This window comes from Geodermatophilus sp. SYSU D00703 (assembly GCF_054050155.1).
Map to the genome: position 1 here is coordinate 1 of NZ_JBJGYU010000014.1, position 13,431 is coordinate 13,431.

At 74.4% G+C, this 13,431-nt stretch carries 13 protein-coding genes and 1 rRNA gene; 2 read left to right on the forward strand and 12 right to left on the reverse strand.

All coding sequences use genetic code 11. From position 1 onward, the window contains the following. The 9 genes from ACI782_RS14610 to ACI782_RS14650 form a co-directional block, all read right to left on the reverse strand. Positions 1 to 75, reverse strand: a 16S ribosomal RNA gene (locus ACI782_RS14610); the annotation flags it as partial. A gap of 447 nt (positions 76 to 522) precedes the next feature. Continuing rightward, on the reverse strand, positions 523 to 1,272 hold the full coding sequence (dapB, locus tag ACI782_RS14615) for a 4-hydroxy-tetrahydrodipicolinate reductase (RefSeq protein ID WP_456910394.1): 750 nt from the start codon (positions 1,270 to 1,272) through the stop codon (positions 523 to 525). Between the two features lie 108 nt (positions 1,273 to 1,380). Further along, positions 1,381 to 1,749 carry a VanZ family protein gene (locus ACI782_RS14620; RefSeq protein ID WP_456910396.1) on the reverse strand — a complete coding sequence of 123 codons (369 nt, stop codon included), beginning with the start codon at positions 1,747 to 1,749 and terminating at the stop codon, positions 1,381 to 1,383. Beyond that, a complete protein-coding gene (locus ACI782_RS14625) occupies positions 1,749 to 3,128 on the reverse strand; it encodes a M16 family metallopeptidase (protein ID WP_456910398.1) in 1,380 nt (459 codons plus the stop codon). The genes ACI782_RS14620 and ACI782_RS14625 overlap by 1 nt, the downstream gene beginning before the upstream one ends. Beyond that, on the reverse strand, positions 3,125 to 5,401 hold the full coding sequence (locus ACI782_RS14630) for a polyribonucleotide nucleotidyltransferase (RefSeq protein ID WP_456910400.1): 2,277 nt from the start codon (positions 5,399 to 5,401) through the stop codon (positions 3,125 to 3,127). The genes ACI782_RS14625 and ACI782_RS14630 overlap by 4 nt, the downstream gene beginning before the upstream one ends. A gap of 243 nt (positions 5,402 to 5,644) precedes the next feature. After that, positions 5,645 to 5,914 (reverse strand): 30S ribosomal protein S15, encoded by a 270-nt coding sequence (rpsO, locus tag ACI782_RS14635; RefSeq protein WP_456910401.1) that lies wholly within the window; start codon positions 5,912 to 5,914, stop codon positions 5,645 to 5,647. Between the two features lie 222 nt (positions 5,915 to 6,136). Then, positions 6,137 to 7,120, reverse strand: a complete 984-nt coding sequence (locus tag ACI782_RS14640; RefSeq protein ID WP_456910403.1) for a bifunctional riboflavin kinase/FAD synthetase — start codon at positions 7,118 to 7,120, stop codon at positions 6,137 to 6,139. A gap of 3 nt (positions 7,121 to 7,123) precedes the next feature. After that, entirely contained in the window at positions 7,124 to 8,263 is a 1,140-nt protein-coding gene (locus ACI782_RS14645; RefSeq protein ID WP_456910405.1) for a branched-chain amino acid aminotransferase, read from the reverse strand. Between the two features lie 118 nt (positions 8,264 to 8,381). Further along, positions 8,382 to 8,711, reverse strand: a complete 330-nt coding sequence (locus ACI782_RS14650) for an antibiotic biosynthesis monooxygenase family protein (protein ID WP_456910407.1) — start codon at positions 8,709 to 8,711, stop codon at positions 8,382 to 8,384. A gap of 50 nt (positions 8,712 to 8,761) precedes the next feature. On the opposite strand from ACI782_RS14650, the gene larB reads away from it, so the two are divergent. After that, complete coding sequence (gene larB, locus ACI782_RS14655; protein ID WP_456910409.1) at positions 8,762 to 9,436, forward strand: nickel pincer cofactor biosynthesis protein LarB; 675 nt, start codon at positions 8,762 to 8,764, stop codon at positions 9,434 to 9,436. Here the strand turns inward: larB and larE are convergent. Beyond that, on the reverse strand, positions 9,427 to 10,287 hold the full coding sequence (gene larE, locus ACI782_RS14660; RefSeq protein ID WP_456910411.1) for an ATP-dependent sacrificial sulfur transferase LarE: 861 nt from the start codon (positions 10,285 to 10,287) through the stop codon (positions 9,427 to 9,429). The two genes, larB and larE, sit on opposite strands and share 10 nt — an antisense overlap. 30 nt (positions 10,288 to 10,317) lie before the next feature. On the opposite strand from larE, the gene ACI782_RS14665 reads away from it, so the two are divergent. Beyond that, positions 10,318 to 11,130, forward strand: coding sequence for a hypothetical protein (locus ACI782_RS14665; protein ID WP_456910413.1), 813 nt, complete (start codon positions 10,318 to 10,320; stop codon positions 11,128 to 11,130). Between the two features lies 1 nt (position 11,131). Here ACI782_RS14665 and truB read toward each other — a convergent pair whose 3' ends face one another. Continuing rightward, the gene (gene truB, locus ACI782_RS14670) at positions 11,132 to 12,067 is read right to left on the reverse strand and encodes a tRNA pseudouridine(55) synthase TruB (protein ID WP_456910415.1); all 936 of its coding nucleotides are present in this window, start codon (positions 12,065 to 12,067) and stop codon (positions 11,132 to 11,134) included. A gap of 65 nt (positions 12,068 to 12,132) precedes the next feature. After that, positions 12,133 to 13,386, reverse strand: a complete 1,254-nt coding sequence (locus ACI782_RS14675) for an MATE family efflux transporter (RefSeq protein WP_456910417.1) — start codon at positions 13,384 to 13,386, stop codon at positions 12,133 to 12,135. Positions 13,387 to 13,431: the final 45 nt, after the last annotated feature.

Genomic DNA, 13,431 nt, shown 5'->3' on the forward strand with positions numbered 1-13,431 from the left:
AGTTCACCGTTCGACTTGCATGTGTTAAGCACGCCGCCAGCGTTCGTCCTGAGCCAGGATCAAACTCTCCGTAGATGAATTCGATACCAGGCGAAAGGACCGAGAGTTGGCACTCTCCATGTCCATCAACCCAAAGAAACCCACAAAGGGGTTGTTACTTGGCACTGACTTTCGGCACGCTGTTGAGTTCTCAAGGAGCGGACGCGCAGGAAACCCGGCCTCACGGGCCCTCGCTCCTGGCGGCTTTTCCTACGTTACGCCGTGCACGGCTCGCTGTCACACCCGGGGGTCTGACCAGCGGCTCCCGGGTCTCGGACCCGGTCTCGCTCGGCGCAGAGAGAAAGTTACGCGGCGTGGAGGGCCGCGTCAAACCGAGGTGGCGCTCCGGAGTGCCCGAGAGGCTGTCCCAGAACGCCTCTGACAGCGAATGTGCAGGTCAGGCGCGTGCCACCGTCCCCCGAATGCGAGGCAGGTCACTCTCCGTGACGCCACATCCGTCCCACCGGGGGGCCTCCGAGGCGCTCAGAGCCCGAGGAACCCCTCGATCCCGACGGTGAGCCCGGGACGCCGGCTGATCTCCCGGACCGCCAGGAGCACGCCCGGCATGAACGACGCCCGGTCGTAGGAGTCGTGGCGGAGGGTCAGGGTCTCCCCCGCCGCGCCCATGAGCACCTCCTGGTGCGCGACCAGACCCGTCAGGCGCACGGCGTGCACGGGGACGCCCTCGACGGCGGCTCCCCGAGCGCCGGGGAGGGAGTCGGTGGTCGCGTCCGGCGCGGGCGGCAGACTCGCCGCGCGCCGGGCGGCGGCGACCAGCCGGGCGGTGCGGACGGCGGTACCCGAGGGCGCGTCGACCTTGTTGGGGTGGTGCAGTTCGACCACCTCGACCGACGGGAAGAAGCGCGCGGCCTCCTGGGCGAAGCGCATGAGGAGCACCGCGCCGATGCCGAAGTTCGGCGCGATGACGACGCCGAGATGGGGCTTGGGCTCCAGCCACTCGGCGACGGTGGCGAGCCGCGCCTCGTCGAATCCGGTCGTGCCGACGACGCAGTGGATGTCGTTGTCGATGCAGAACCGGATGTTGTCCATGACGACGTCCGGGCGGGTGAAGTCGACCGCCACTCGGGCGCCGGTGTTGGCGAGGTCGAACAGCCAACTCCCGGAGTCGACCATCGCCACCAGCTCGAGGTCTTCCGCGGCGTTCACCGCCTTGACCACCTCCGTGCCCATGCGGCCACGGGCACCCAGGACGCCGACGGCGAGGCGGGGCACTCCCGCCTCCTCCTGATCGGGCGAGGTCTGCTGCTCGGACGGAGGGCTGCTCGTGGTCACCGGGTCAGGCTTCCGGGCACCGACTCCGGATGCAAGGCAGCCCGCAGGTCAGGGGCGGGAGCGACGGGCCTGGCGCGCCCACAGGAGCACGCCCAGCAGCACACCGGCGGCGTCGGCCAGCCAGTCGGCGACCGACGCGGAACGCTCGAGCGGCGAGAGCCCCTGGACGACCTCGCTCGCGGCGGCGTACAGCAGGAGCCCCACCGTGAGCGCGCCGGCCCGGACACCGGCCCACCGCCCGGTCAGCGCGAGCGCGGCGAAGAGCATCAGGTGCACGAGCTTGTCGACGCCGGGCGGCACCAGGGGCACGTCGTCCGCAGGGGCGAAGAGCACGGCCAGCGACACCAGGACGGTGACGGCGAACGCGCCGCGCGACAGCGCGCCGTGGACGGCGAGCGCGGGGTGCGGACGGCGCATCAGAGCCGGTCGAGATCGGACTCGCGGTAGGGCCCGACCACCGCCAGGCACGTCTCCCGGGACAGCAGCTCCGCCGCCACCTCGCGCACCTGGCCCTCGTCGACGGCGTCCAGCCGGGCGAGCACCTCCCGCACCGGCAGGTACTCCCCGTAGGACAGCTCGCTCTTGCCCAGCCGGCTCATCCGGGAGCCGGTGTCCTCCAGGCCCAGGACCAGGCCGCCCTTGAGCTGCCCCCGGCCGCGGGCGACCTCCTCGGCCGTGAGCCCCTCCGCGGCGACCCGGGCGAGCTCCTCCCGCACCAGGCGCAGCACCTCCGGGACCCGCTTGGGCGAGCAGCCGGCGTAGACGGAGAACGACCCCGTTCCCGCGTAGTGGGTCAGGGACGAGCCGACGCTGTAGACCAGCCCGCGCTTCTCGCGGATCTCCTGGAACAGCCGCGAGCTCATCCCCCCGCCCACGGCGGTCTCCATGACCGCCGCCGCGTAGCGCCGCTCGTCGAGCCGACCGAGGCCGACCGAGCCGAGCAACAGGTGGGTCTGCTCGGTCTTCCGCCGGATCAGGCCGGTCGGCCGGGCGGGTCGGGTGCCGGCGCCCTCGTCGCCGCGCCGCAGGGGCGCGGGCCGGCCGGGCCCGGACAATCGGGGCCCGAAGGCCGCCGTCACCAGGTCGAGCACCTGCCGGTGGTCGACCCGGCCCGCGGCGGTGACCACGATGGAGGGGACGACGTAGCGCCGCCGGTACCAGCCGTCGACGTCGTCCCGCGTCAGGGACTCGATCGACTGGACCGTGCCCAGCACCGAGCGGCCGAGGGCGGTACCCCCGAACAGCGTCTCGGCGAACAGGTCGTGCACGGCGTCGGAGGGCTCGTCGTCGCGCATGGCGATCTCCTCGAGCACCACCGTGCGCTCGGACTCCAGGTCTGCCGCCGTGTTGAGCGCGTCGGTCACCAGGTCGCCGAGCAGCGTGACCGCCAGCGGCAGGTCGCTGGCGAGCACGTTCGCGTAGTAGCAGGTGTGCTCCTTGGCGGTGAAAGCGTTCATCTCACCACCGACGGCGTCCATCGCCGTCGCGATCTCCAGCGCGGTGCGGCTCCGGGTCCCCTTGAAGAGCAGGTGCTCGAGGAAGTGCGAGGAGCCGGCGACGTCGTCGGTCTCGTCGCGCGCCCCGACGCCGACCCAGATGCCGACGGTCGCCGACAGCACCCCTGGCATCACCTCGGTGAGGACCCGCAGGCCGCCGGGCAGCTCGGTGCGCTCCACCCGCCCGCCGAACTCGTCGACGTCGAGGACGACGGTCTCCCCCACACCGGCCGGGGCCGGGACGGACGTCAGCGCGTCCGTCCCGGCCCCGGTCAGAGCCTGCTCGCTGTCCGTGGTCATGCCTCCGAGGGAGTCACGGCCTCGGCGACGTCCGCGGGAGCGGTGTCACCGGAGTCCGCGCTCTCGGCGGCGACCGGCACGAGGCTGATCTTGCCGCGGGCGTCGATGTCGGTGATCTCGACCTGCAGCTTGTCGCCGACGTTCACCACGTCCTCGACCTTGCCGATCCGCTTGCCGCCACCGAGCTTGCTGATGTGGACCAGGCCGTCCTTGCCCGGGAGCAGGGAGACGAAGGCGCCGAACGGCGTGGTCTTCACGACCGTGCCGAGGAAGCGCTCGCCGACCTTGGGCATCTGCGGGTTGGCGATGGCGTTGATGCGGTCCACCGCCGCCGAGGCCGAGGGACCGTCGGAGGCGCCGACGTAGATCGTGCCGTCGTCCTCGATGGTGATGTCGGCGCCGGTCTCGTCCTGGATCGCGTTGATCATCTGACCCTTGGGGCCGATGACCGCGCCGATCTTGTCGACCGGGATGCGCACCGTGGTCACCCGCGGGGCGTGCGGGCTCATCTCGTCGGGGCCGTCGATGGCCTCGTTCATGACGTCGAGGATGTGCAGCCGGGCGGCGCGGGCCTGGGTCAGCGCCTGGGCCAGCACGTCGGACGGGATGCCGTCGAGCTTGGTGTCCAGCTGCAGCGCGGTGACGAAGTCCCGCGTGCCGGCGACCTTGAAGTCCATGTCACCGAACGCGTCCTCGGCGCCGAGGATGTCGGTCAGCGCGACGTACTCGGTCTTGCCGTCCACCTCGTCGGAGACCAGACCCATGGCGATGCCGGCGACCGGCGCCTTCAGCGGCACACCGGCGTTGAGCAGCGCCAGGGTCGAGGCGCACACCGAGCCCATGGACGTCGAGCCGTTGGAGCCCAGCGCCTCCGACACCTGCCGGATGGCGTAGGGGAACTCCTCGCGGTTCGGCAGCACCGGCAGCAGCGCCCGCTCGGCGAGCGCGCCGTGGCCGATCTCCCGGCGCTTCGGCGAGCCCACGCGGCCGGTCTCGCCGGTGGAGTACGGCGGGAAGTTGTAGTTGTGCATGTACCGCTTGCGCGTCTCGGGCGAGAGCGTGTCCAGCTGCTGCTCCATGCGCAGCATGTTGAGCGTGGTGATGCCCAGGATCTGGGTCTCGCCGCGCTCGAACAGCGCCGAGCCGTGCACGCGGGGCACGACCTCGACCTCGGCCGACAGCGGCCGGATGTCGGTGACGCCGCGGCCGTCGATGCGGACCTTGTCGCGCAGGATGCGCTGGCGGACGACCTTCTTGGTGACGGCGCGGAAGGCGGCCGAGATCTCCTTCTCGCGGCCCTCGAACTGGCCGGAGAGGGCGGCGACCGTCTCGTCCTTGAGCGCGTCGGTGGCGTCGTTGCGCTCCTGCTTGCCCGGGATCGCCTGGACCTCGGTGAGCCGGCCCAGCGCGGCGGACTCGACGGCGGCGTAGACGTCGTCCTGGTAGTCGAGGAACCGCGGGAACTCGGCGACCGGCTTGGCGGCCTTCTCGGCCAGCGCGCTCTGCGCCTCGCACAGCGCCTTGATGAACGGCTTGGCCGCCTCGAGACCCTGGGCGACGACCTCCTCGGTCGGGGCGGTGGCGCCGCCAGCGACGAGCTGGATGGTCTGCTCGGTCGCCTCGGCCTCGACCATCATGATCGCGACGTCGCCGTCCGGGAGCACCCGGCCGGCCACGACCATGTCGAACACGGCCTCCTCGAGCTGGGCGTGGGTCGGGAAGGCGACCCACTGGCCGTTGATCAGGGCCACGCGGGTGCCCCCGACCGGGCCGGAGAACGGCAGGCCCGACAGCTGGGTGGAGGCCGAGGCGCCGTTGATCGCCAGCACGTCGTAGAGGTGGTCGGGGTCCAGCGACAGGACCGTGATGACGACCTGGACCTCGTTGCGCAGGCCCTTGGCGAAGGTCGGGCGCAGCGGGCGGTCGATCAGCCGGCAGGTGAGGATCGCGTCCTCGGAGGGACGGCCCTCCCGGCGGAAGAACGAGCCGGGGATGCGCCCGGCCGCGTACATGCGCTCCTCGACGTCCACCGTCAGCGGGAAGAAGTCGAAGTGCTCCTTGGGCTGGCGGCTGGCCGTGGTGGCCGACAGCAGCATCGTGTCGCCCATGCTGACGACGACCGAACCGGCGGCCTGCTTGGCCAGGCGGCCGGTCTCGAAGGTGATGCTGCGGGTGCCGTAGGTGCCGTTGTCGATGACCGCGGTGGCGGTGGTGACGCCGTCCTCGGGGTCGAACTCGGCAGCGGTGCTGCTCTGGGTGGTGGGTGCGGACACTGCGTCCTCTTCCTACGTCGCATGCGGCGACGTCCTCTTGTGGCGCCCTGCGCCGAACTGCGCCCGGGTGACCGGTCTTCGATCGAAGCCCGCGGGAGACGTTCCCCTCCGGAGAGGGAGCCATGCCCGGGGGCCACTACCGAGGACCGACCAACTGCGGGGTCGGCGCAGGGGGCCGGGGACCCGTGGGGCGGGTGCCCCACGAGAGAGGGGACCGTCCCGGTGGGACGGCCCCCTCCGGGGTCAGCGGCGCAGACCGAGCCGCTCGATGAGCGAGCGGTAGCGGTTGATGTCGGTCTTGGCCAGGTAGTTCAGCAGCCGGCGACGACGGCCGACCAGCAGGAGCAGGCCCCGCCGGCTGTGGTGGTCGTGCTTGTGCTGCTTGAGGTGCTCGGTCAGGTCGCTGATCCGGCGGGTCAGCATCGCGACCTGGACCTCGGGCGAGCCCGTGTCCTTCTCGACCGTCGCGTACTCGGTCATGATCTGCTTCTTCGTCGCGCTGTCGAGCGCCATGGACGGCCTCCTGGGGCAGGTCGCGTGTGGCCCCCGGTCTGGGTCACGGGGGCAGCCTTCACACACGTCGGGGAACCCGACGTCGCCCCAAGGTTACACACCGCCTCGGGAGGGTCCCCGGGAGCGGGGGGCCGGAGGCTCCCCCGAGCAGGGACGGGGGTCTGGGGCTCAGCTCGCCTGGGACGGCACCTGGCGGCGGTCGTCGTCCGGAGGACGACCGTGTCAGAGCCCCAGGACCTCGCGGGTCCGGGCGACGTCGCGGTCCATCGCCGCCACCAGCTCGGCCACGTCGGCGAACGCCGTCATCGGCCGCAACCGCTGGACGAACTCGACGCCGACGTGCTCCCCGTAGAGGTCGCCCTCGAAGTCGAGCAGGTACGCCTCGACGGTGCGGCGGGTGCCCTGGAAGGTCGGGTTGGTGCCGACCGAGATGGCCGCCGGCGAGCTGCTGACCGTCGTCCCGCTGCGGGGGTCCCGGATGACCAGCGCCCCGGCGTACACGCCGTCGGCGGGGATGGCGGTGTACGGCGGGGACTCCACGTTCGCCGTCGGGTAGCCGAGGTCGCGGCCGCGCCGGTCGCCCCGGACGACGACCCCCTCGACGCGGTGCGGGCGCCCCAGCGCCCGGGCCGCCGAGACCATGTCCCCCGCCGCCACACAGGCGCGGATGTAGGTGGAGGAGATGGTGATCTCGTCGCCGTCCGCGCCGGTGCCGGGGCCGGGCGACATCGTGACGTTGGCCAGCGGCACGCCCTCCACCGTGAAGCCGAACCGCCGTCCCTCCTGGGTGAGGGTCGTGACGGTGCCCGCCGCCCGGTGGCCGTAGGTGAAGTTCTCCCCCACGACCACCGAGGCCACGTGCAGGTGCTCGACGAGGACCGTGTGCGTGAACGACTCCGGCGTCAGCCGCATGAAGTCCGGGGTGAACGGCAGCACGCACATGGCGTCCACCCCGAGACCGGCCACCAGCTCGGCCTTGCGGTCCATCGAGGTGAGGATGGCCGGGTGCGAGCCGGGGCGCACCACCTCCGACGGGTGCGGGTCGAAGGTGACCAGCAGGCAGGGCCGGTCCATGGCGCGGGCGCGGGCCACGACGGTGCCGATCAGCAGCTGGTGCCCGCGGTGGACACCGTCGTACATCCCGATGGTGACCACCGTGCGGCCGAGGTCACCCGGGGTGGCCTCCAGCCCCCGCCACCGGAGCACGGGTCAGGCGACCCGGTGCAGCCAGCCGTGGGTGTCCGCCACCCGGCCGTGCTGGATGTCGAGCAGGTGCTCGCGCAGCCGCATCGTCAGCGGGCCGGGCTTGCCGTCGCCGACGGTGAAGTCCCCGGTGCGCGCCTTCACCTCGCCGACCGGCGTGATGACGGCGGCGGTGCCGCACGCGAAGGTCTCGGTGACCGTGCCGTCGGCCACGCCGGAGCGCCACTCGTCGACGCTGAACTTCCGCTCGGTGACGCGGTGGCCCATCTCCCGGGCGACGGTGATCAGCGAGTCGCGGGTGATGCCCGGCAGCAGGGTGCCGGTCAGCTCCGGGGTCACCAGCTCGGCGTCGTCCCCCTCGCCGAGGACGAAGAACAGGTTCATCCCGCCCATCTCCTCGACGTAGCGCTTCTCCACGGCGTCGAGCCACACGACCTGGTCGCAGCCGGCGTCGATCGCCTGCTCCTGGGCCAGCAGGCTGGCGGCGTAGTTGCCGGCGCACTTCACGTCGCCGGTGCCGCCGGGGGCGGCGCGGATGTAGTCCTCGGAGAGGTAGACCGACACCGGGTGGACGCCGCGCGGGAAGTAGGCGCCGGCCGGGCTGGCGATCACCAGGAACATGTACTCGTGCGCCGGCCGCACGCCCAGGAACGGCTCGGTGGCCAGCTGGTACGGGCGCAGGTAGAGCGTCTGGTCCGGCCCCGTGGGCACCCAGTCGCGGTCGGCGTCGACGAGCGCGTCGACGGCGGCGAGGAAGGCCTCCTCCGGCACCGGCGGCATGGCCAGCCGCTTGGCGCCCCGGACGAACCGGGCGGCGTTGGCCTCGGGGCGGAACGTGGCGACGCTGCCGTCGGGCTGCGCGTAGGCCTTGAGCCCCTCGAAGATCGACTGGGCGTAGTGCAGCGCCGCCGTGGCCGGGTCCATCTGCAGCGGCGCGTAGGCGGTGAGCCGGGCGTCGTACCAGCCCTGCCGGGCACGCCAACGAGCGACGAACATCGAGTCGGTGAAGTACCGGCCGAAGCCGGGGTCGGCCAGGAGCTCGGCGCGCTCGGCCGCCGGGCGCCGCCGCACGTCCTCCACGACCACCGGCACGCCGTCGGTGAAGACCCGGGAGGAGGTGCGGCTGTCGGCGAGCGTGTCGGTCATGGCTCCCACCTTGCGGCGTGCAGGGATACAGAGGGGCCCGGCGGCAGCCGGACCCGCCCGCTCACCCTAGCCCCGCCGCCGCGGGGGCCGACGACGACCGTCCCCGGCCCCGCTCCGCTCAGGCCTGGCCTGCGTTCGGTCCGGCGGACTCGATGACCTCGTAGCTCCACAGGTGGGAGGAGTCGGCCGCGGCCGGTGCCAGGTCGGAGCCGCCACCGGAGTGCGCGCGGGCGAAGTCCTGCCCGGACTCCCACTCCCGGTAGGCCTCCTCGCTGCTCCACCGCGTGTAGACCAGGTACTGGTCGGTGCCCTCTTGGGGGCGCAGCAGCTCGAACCACTCGAAGCCGGGGGTGTCCTCCACCGCTCCGGCCCGGCCGCGGAACCGCTCCTCGAAGCGCTCCTGCTTGTCCTTCGGCACGCTGATGGCGTTGATCTTCACGACGCTCATGCGCTCCCCCTTCCCGGCGCGGCCGACGGCCAATCCCCCATGCTGGCCGCGTGGACCAGCAGCGCACCGCCGACCTCGGCTTCGCCCGGCTCGACCTCGACCGGGCCGCCCGGACCGGCACCCCCGAGGTCGTCTACGCCGCCGGCAAGACGCCGGAGCAGACGGTGGCCTGCCTGGCGGCGCTGCGCGACGGCGGCGCGCCGATGGCGTTCGCCACGCGGGTGGACGACGCCACCGCGGCCGCGGTGCGCGAGCGGTGGCCGGACGCCACGGTCGACCCCGGCTCGCGCACCGTCGTCGTCGGGGAGCCGCCGGCGCCGGTCGGGCAGGTCCTCGTCCTCACCGCGGGCACGTCGGACGGGCCGGTGGCCGCCGAGGTGGCCGCGACCCTGGCCGCCTGCGGAGTGGGCTGCCGCCGGGTCGACGACGTCGGCGTGGCCGGCGTGCACCGCGTGCTGGCGGTGGCGCCGGACGTCGCCGCGGCCGACGCGGTGGTCGTCGTCGCCGGGATGGACGGCGCGCTGCCGAGCGTCGTCGCGGGGCTGACCGATCGGCTGGTGGTCGCGGTGCCGACGTCGGTCGGCTACGGGGCGGCCTTCGAGGGGCTGGCCGCCCTGCTGACGATGCTCACCGCCTGCGCGCCGGGCGTGCTGGTGGTCAACATCGACAACGGCTTCGGCGCGGGGGTGGCCGCCGCGCGGATCGTCCGCTCGGCTCAGCGGTAGCGGACGGGGTCGGGCAGCAGCTCGTTCATCGACCCGGACCGGAACCCGCGGGGGTCGACCTCCACCCGGGCGAAGCCGGTCACCGCGGCGAGCACGTCCGGCCGGGCGGTCAGCGAGGGGACGGCGGCGCCGTCGACCTCCACCCGCGCGACGTCGTCCCCCATGTCGCGCACCCGCAGGTCACGCACGGTCAGCCCGGCGGCGGCCAGCCCGGCCCGCAGCGACGCCTCGGCCGACTCCACGCGGGCCAGCCGCTCCGCCGACACCGGGACGCCGTACGCGATCCGGCTGGCCAGGCAGGCCGCCGCCGGCTTGTCGGCCAGGGGCAGGCCCCAGCGGCGGGCCGCCGCGCGGACGTCGTCCTTGGTCAGGCCGGCGCGGGCCAGGGGCGCCCAGGCGCCGCGCTGGGCGGCCGCGCGGATGCCGGGACGGAAGCCGGCCCGCAGGTCGTCGGCGTTGGTGCCGGTGACCACGTCGACGACGCCGAGCCGGGCGGCCAGCGGCACGAGGACGTCGACCAGCTCGGTCTTGCAGAAGGCGCAGCGGTCGCCCCCGTTGGCGCGGTAGCCCTCGCGCGAGAGCTCGTCGGTGCGGGGCAGCTCGTGCCGCACGCCGAGGGACGCCGCGAACGCCAGCGCCCCCTCGCGCTCGGCGGTGGGCAGGCTCGGCGAGACGGCGGTCGCGGCGACCACCCGGCCGGGGCCGAGCGCGCGCACGGCGGCGGCCAGCAGCGTTCCGGAGTCGACCCCGCCGGAGAAGGCCACGACGACGCCGGGCAGCGGTCGGAGCAGGGCGTCGAGGAGGTCGAGCCGCCCGTCGAGGTCCGCATGCGGTGGGATGGCGCCGGCCATGGGGCCGAGGCTGCCACACCGGGAGGGGCGATGACCGCGCTGGCGCTGCTCGCCGCCGTCACGGCGATGCTGGCCAACAGCGGAACCTCGCTGCTGGAGGCCGCGGGCGCTCAGCGGGCGCGGACCGGCTCGCCGGTGTGGCGGCAGCCGCGCTACCTCGCCGGGCTGGCCTGCGACGGCCTGGGCCGGCTGCTGTCGGTCGTGGCCCTGCGGGCGCTGCCGGTCTTCGCCGTGCAGTCGGTGCTCGCCGGCACGGTCGCGGTGACCCCCGTCGCCGCCCACGGCGGGGACCCGCGCCGGCTGGGCCGGCGAGAGCGGGCCGCGGTGGCCGCCGTGCTCACCGGCCTGGTGCTGGTCGCCGGCAGCGCCGCGCCGGGGCGGGCCGACCGCCTACCGGCTGCGGCCGTGCCCGTGCTGCTGACGGCGACGGCGGTCCTGCTGGTGGCGCTGCCGGTCGTGCTGCGCGGCGGCCGGCCGCTGCTGATGACGGTGCTGGCGGGGCTCGCCTTCGGCGCGCTGTCCCTCTGCGTGCGGGCGCTGCACGTCGCCTCGTCGGTGTGGAGGTCGCTGCGCGACCTGCTCGGCGAGCCCCTGGCCTACGCCGTCCTCGTGCTGGGCGCCACGGGGACGGTACTGCTGGCGCGGGCGATGCGGCGCGGCCGGGTGGACACGGTCGTCGGCGTCCTCGCCGTCACCGAGGTGCCCGTGCCCGGGCTGGTCGGCCTGGTGCTGCTGGGCGACCGGGTGCGGCCGGGATGGGCGCCCGTGCTCGCCGTGGGCCGGGCGCTCACCCTCGCCGGCGTGGTGCTGCTGGCCCGGGCGCCGGTGCGGACCCGCGCCTGAGTCAGCCCGGTGGGAAGCCCACGGCGACGCGCGCGGTCGGGCCGGCGTCCTCGACCAGGGCGACCAGCCGACCCTCGCCGTCCACCGCGGCGTGCAGGCCGGCCAGGCCGGTCGCGGCGATCCGCTGCCCGAAGGACAGCGCCCGCGCCTCCTCGGGGGTGAGGAGCCGCTCCGGGAAGACCGTGCGGGCGGCCTCTGTGAGGGCCAGCACACCCGGGCCGCCGCCGGCAACCAGCGCGGCGGCGGCGTCCTCCACCGGCGCCGCCTGCGCGACGTCGAACGGCCCGGAGGCGGTGCGGCGCAGCGCGGTGAGGTGACCACCGACGCCGAGGGCGACCCCGGCGTCGCGGGCGATCGCCCGGACGTACGTGCCGGCGGTGCACGCGACGGTCACCTCGGCGTCGACCAGGTCGGGCGTGGGCCGGACTACCCGGTGGACGTCGAGCCGGTGCACGGTGACCGCCCGCGGCTCGAGCACGACCTCCTCGCCGGCGCGCACGCGGTCGTAGGAGCGGCGCCCGGCGACCTTGACCGCGCTCACCGAGGAGGGCACCTGCCGCAGCGGCCCGGTCTGCGCCGCCAGGGCGGCCCGGACCGCGGCGTCGTCCAGGTGCGCGGCCGACGTCGTGGTGAGCACCGCGCCCTCGCGGTCGTCGGTCACCGTGGTCTTCCCGAAGCGCATCGTCGCCTCGTAGGTCTTGTCGTGCCCGCCGACGTACCCGAGCAGGCGGGTGGCCGAGCCGACCCCCAGGACGAGCAGCCCGGTCGCCATGGGGTCGAGGGTGCCCGCGTGCCCCACCCGGCGGACCGACAGCGCCCGGCGGGCCCGCGCGACGACGTCGTGCGAGGTCATCCCGCCCGGCTTGTCGACCAGCAGCAGAGCGGGCAGGACGTCGGCGTCGGAACGGCGGCGGCCCTGCTTCGCTCCACTCCGCACTCGCTCCGCTCCTCGGTCGCTGGCGCTCCCTGCGGTGCTCGCTCGCGCGTCGTCGTCGCTGTAGCTCACGCCGCCACCGTCTCAGGTGCCTCCAGCCACCGGTTCCCCGCCACCCGCACCAGGACCGCGACCAGGCGCAGGGCGATGAACAGGGTGAGGCCGGTCCACACGCCGGCCAGCCCCCAGCCGAGCGGGAGGGCGAGCAGGGACAGCGGGAGGAAGCCGACGAGAGCCGACCCGATGGTGACCGTGCGCAGGTAGCCGACGTCCCCGGAGCCCATGAGCACGCCGTCGAGCGCGAAGACGACGCCGGCCAGCGGCTGCAGGGCGGCGAGGAGCAGCCAGGCGACGGTGGCCTGCTCCTCCACCGCGGGGTCGTCGGTGAACAGGGGCAGGGCGACCGGGCGCAGCGTCGCCAGGAGGACCCCGACGACGACGCCGGTGCCCAGGCCCCACAGCGTGACGCGGCGGGCGGTGGCGCGGGCGTCGTCGGGGCGGCCGGCACCGAGGGCCTGGCCGACGAGGGTCTGGGCGGCGATGGCGTAGGCGTCCAGCACGAGGGCGAGGAAGAAGAACAGCTGGATGGCGATCTGGTGCGCGGCCAGCTCCGCGGTGCCGGCCCGGGCGACGACCCCGGTGGCGACGAGGAAGGCGATCTGCAGGACCGCGGCGCGCAGCAGCAGGTCGCGGCCGATGACCATCTGGGCCCGGATGGCCCGCGGGCGGGGTCGCCACGGCACCGCCTCGCGCAGCAGCGCCCGGACGAACAGCGCGGCCGACAGCGCCTGCCCGGTCACGTTGGCGACGGCGGACCCGGCGAGCCCGAGTCCGGCCGGGTGCACCAGCAGCGGGCAGAGCACCAGGCTCAGCGAGCTCCCGGCGAGCACGTAGTACATCGGCCGCCGCAGCTCCTGCACGCCGCGCAGCCAGCCGTTGCCGGCGAGCGACACCAGCAGCAGCGGCGCGCCGAGGGAGGCGATGCGCAGCCAGGTCTCCCCCGCGGCGGCGACCGGGCCCGCGCCGCCGGCCAGGGCGCGGGTCAGCGGGCCGGCCAGCAGCTGGAAGAGCGCCAGCACCGCCAGGCCGAGGGCCAGCGCCAGCCAGGTCGCCTGCACGCCCTCGCCGACCGCGCCGTCCCGGTCCCCCGCACCGGCCCGCCGGGCAGCCCGGGCGGTGGTGCCGTAGGCGAGGAAGTTCAGCAGCGCGGCGGCCCAGGCCAGCAGGCCCCCGCCGACGGCCAGCCCGCCCAGCGCCACCGTGCCGAGGTTGCCCACGACCGCGGTGTCGACGAGCAGGTACAGCGGCTCGGCGGCCAGCACGACGAGCGCCGGCGCCGCCAGCGCCAGGACACCGGGAGCCCTCGC